The organism is Streptomyces graminilatus (genome assembly GCF_001418565.1).
In the GTDB taxonomy this organism is placed as follows: Bacteria; Actinomycetota; Actinomycetes; order Streptomycetales; family Streptomycetaceae; genus Streptomyces; species Streptomyces graminilatus.
The window spans coordinates 1-2,698 of record NZ_LIQQ01000110.1; the positions used below are offsets into that span (position 1 = coordinate 1).

Consider the following 2,698-nt stretch of genomic DNA (forward strand, 5'->3'; position numbering starts at 1 on the left):
GCCGAGACTCCGCAGTCCCCGCCCGCCCTACGGCACCTACGACCCGACGACACTGAGGGCGGCCGGGGACTGCGGAGTCTCGGCGGTGGTCCTGTGGACCGAGGGCGAGCACCGGAGCCCCGGGCCGGGCGACATCCTCCAGGTGGGCCCGGACGACGACCTGGACGGCCCACCCCTGGTCGAACGAACGGTGACCCTGCTCCGCGAGGTGGGGGAGCGGGGCCTGAGCGTGGGCAGACTGGAGGACTACCTCTGACCCGTACCCGTACCCGTACCTGTACCCGCACCCACAGCCGGTCCGGCGCCTTTCAGGGCCGGGCCGGACGTCACAGCCCCTCACCTGAACCCACGATCACCGGAAACCCCACGAAACCGCCGCCGGGATTAGCAGTCCGCTTGACCGAGTGCTAATCGCGGTCATAGTCTCAGGTCTGGCACTCCCCCCTGGAGAGTGCCAATAGCGACGGGCAGGTCCGGCACCCGCGACGACGGATCGACCTGGTCGCCACCTCAGACAGTTAACCCCGTGAGATCTCCGAAGGGGGAGGTCGGATCGTGACGACCACCAGCTCCAAGGTTGCCATCAAGCCGCTCGAGGACCGCATTGTGGTCCAGCCGCTCGAAGCCGAGCAGACCACGGCCTCTGGCCTGGTCATCCCGGACACCGCCAAGGAGAAGCCCCAGGAGGGCGTCGTCCTGGCCGTTGGCCCGGGCCGCTTCGAGAACGGCGAGCGCCTGCCGCTCGACGTGAAGACCGGCGACATCGTGCTGTACAGCAAGTACGGCGGCACCGAGGTGAAGTACAACGGCGAGGAGTACCTCGTCCTCTCGGCTCGCGACGTGCTCGCGATCGTCGAGAAGTAATTCACCCGGTATTACCGGCGATACCGGCACTACCGGTATTGCCGGCATGACCAGCATTGCAGTGTGAACTACGCCCCTGGCCCCCGCGACCTTCAACAGCCGGGTGCCGGGGGCGCAGTTCGTTCTCCCAAAATTTCCGAGAGGGCTGAACCGCTCCCATGGCGAAGATCCTGAAGTTCGACGAGGACGCCCGTCGCGCCCTTGAGCGCGGCGTCAACAAGCTTGCCGACACGGTGAAGGTGACGATCGGCCCCAAGGGCCGCAACGTCGTCATCGACAAGAAGTTCGGCGCTCCCACCATCACCAACGACGGCGTCACCATCGCCCGCGAGGTCGAGCTCGACGACCCGTACGAGAACCTCGGCGCCCAGCTGGTGAAGGAGGTGGCGACCAAGACCAACGACATCGCGGGTGACGGTACGACCACCGCCACCGTGCTGGCCCAGGCGCTCGTCCGCGAGGGCCTGAAGAACGTCGCCGCCGGCGCCTCCCCGGCCGCCCTGAAGAAGGGCATCGACGCGGCGGTCAAGGCTGTGTCCGAGGAACTCCTCGCGACCGCCCGCCCGATCGAGGAGAAGTCCGACATCGCCGCCGTGGCCGCGCTCTCCGCGCAGGACACCCAGGTCGGCGAGCTCATCGCCGAGGCGATGGACAAGGTCGGCAAGGACGGTGTCATCACCGTCGAGGAGTCCAACACCTTCGGCCTGGAGCTCGACTTCACCGAGGGCATGGCCTTCGACAAGGGCTACCTCTCCCCGTACATGGTGTCCGACCAGGAGCGTATGGAGGCCGTCCTCGACGACCCGTACATCCTGATCCACCAGGGCAAGATCGCCTCCATCCAGGACCTGCTGCCGCTGCTGGAGAAGGTCATCCAGACCAACTCCTCCAAGCCGCTGCTGATCATCGCCGAGGATGTCGAGGGCGAGGCCCTGTCGACCCTGGTCGTGAACAAGATCCGCGGCACGTTCAACGCGGTCGCCGTCAAGGCCCCCGGCTTCGGTGACCGCCGCAAGGCGATGCTCGGCGACATGGCCGCGCTCACCGGCGCCGAGGTCATCGCCGAGGAGGTCGGCCTCAAGCTCGACCAGGTCGGCCTCGACGTGCTCGGCACCGCCCGCCGCGTCACCATCTCGAAGGACGACACGGTCATCGTCGACGGCGGTGGCGACAGCGCCGCCGTGGTCGGCCGGGTCAACCAGATCAAGGCCGAGATCGAGAACACGGACTCCGACTGGGACCGCGAGAAGCTCCAGGAGCGCCTCGCGAAGCTGGCCGGCGGCGTGTGCGTGATCAAGGTCGGCGCCGCCACCGAGGTGGAGCTGAAGGAGAAGAAGCACCGTCTCGAGGACGCCATCTCCGCGACCCGCGCCGCGGTCGAGGAGGGCATCGTCTCCGGTGGTGGCTCCGCGCTCGTCCACGCCGTGAAGGTCCTCGAGGGCAACCTCGGCAAGACCGGCGACGAGGCGACGGGTGTCGCGGTCGTCCGCAAGGCCGCCGTCGAGCCGCTGCGCTGGATCGCCGAGAACGCCGGCCTGGAGGGTTACGTCATCACCTCCAAGGTCGCCGAGCTCGACAAGGGCCAGGGCTTCAACGCCGCGACCGGCGAGTACGGCGACCTGGTCAAGCAGGGCGTCATCGACCCGGTCAAGGTCACCCGCTCCGCCCTGGAGAACGCGGCCTCGATCGCCTCCCTCCTCCTCACGACCGAGACCCTGGTCGTCGAGAAGAAGGAAGAGGAAGAGCCGGCCGCCGGTGGCCACAGCCACGGCCACTCGCACTGAGCCAACGGGCTCACGCGCACACCACGCGGCACGAAGAAACCCCCCGTTCC

General features: G+C 67.9%; 3 protein-coding genes. All 3 read left to right on the plus strand.

Annotated elements, in window-relative coordinates:
- A partial coding sequence (locus AOK08_RS10835) for a polysaccharide deacetylase family protein (RefSeq protein ID WP_479683320.1) occupies positions 1-256 on the plus strand: 256 nt, incomplete at its 5' end.
- Positions 257-555: 299 nt separating this feature from the next.
- Positions 556-864: a co-chaperone GroES gene (gene groES, locus AOK08_RS10840; RefSeq protein WP_006377800.1), complete on the plus strand. Its 309-nt coding sequence runs from the start codon at positions 556-558 to the stop codon at positions 862-864.
- 158 nt (positions 865-1,022) lie between these two features.
- A complete protein-coding gene (gene groL, locus AOK08_RS10845; RefSeq protein ID WP_055525277.1) occupies positions 1,023-2,648 on the plus strand; it encodes a chaperonin GroEL in 1,626 nt (541 codons plus the stop codon).
- Positions 2,649-2,698 lie beyond the last annotated feature (50 nt).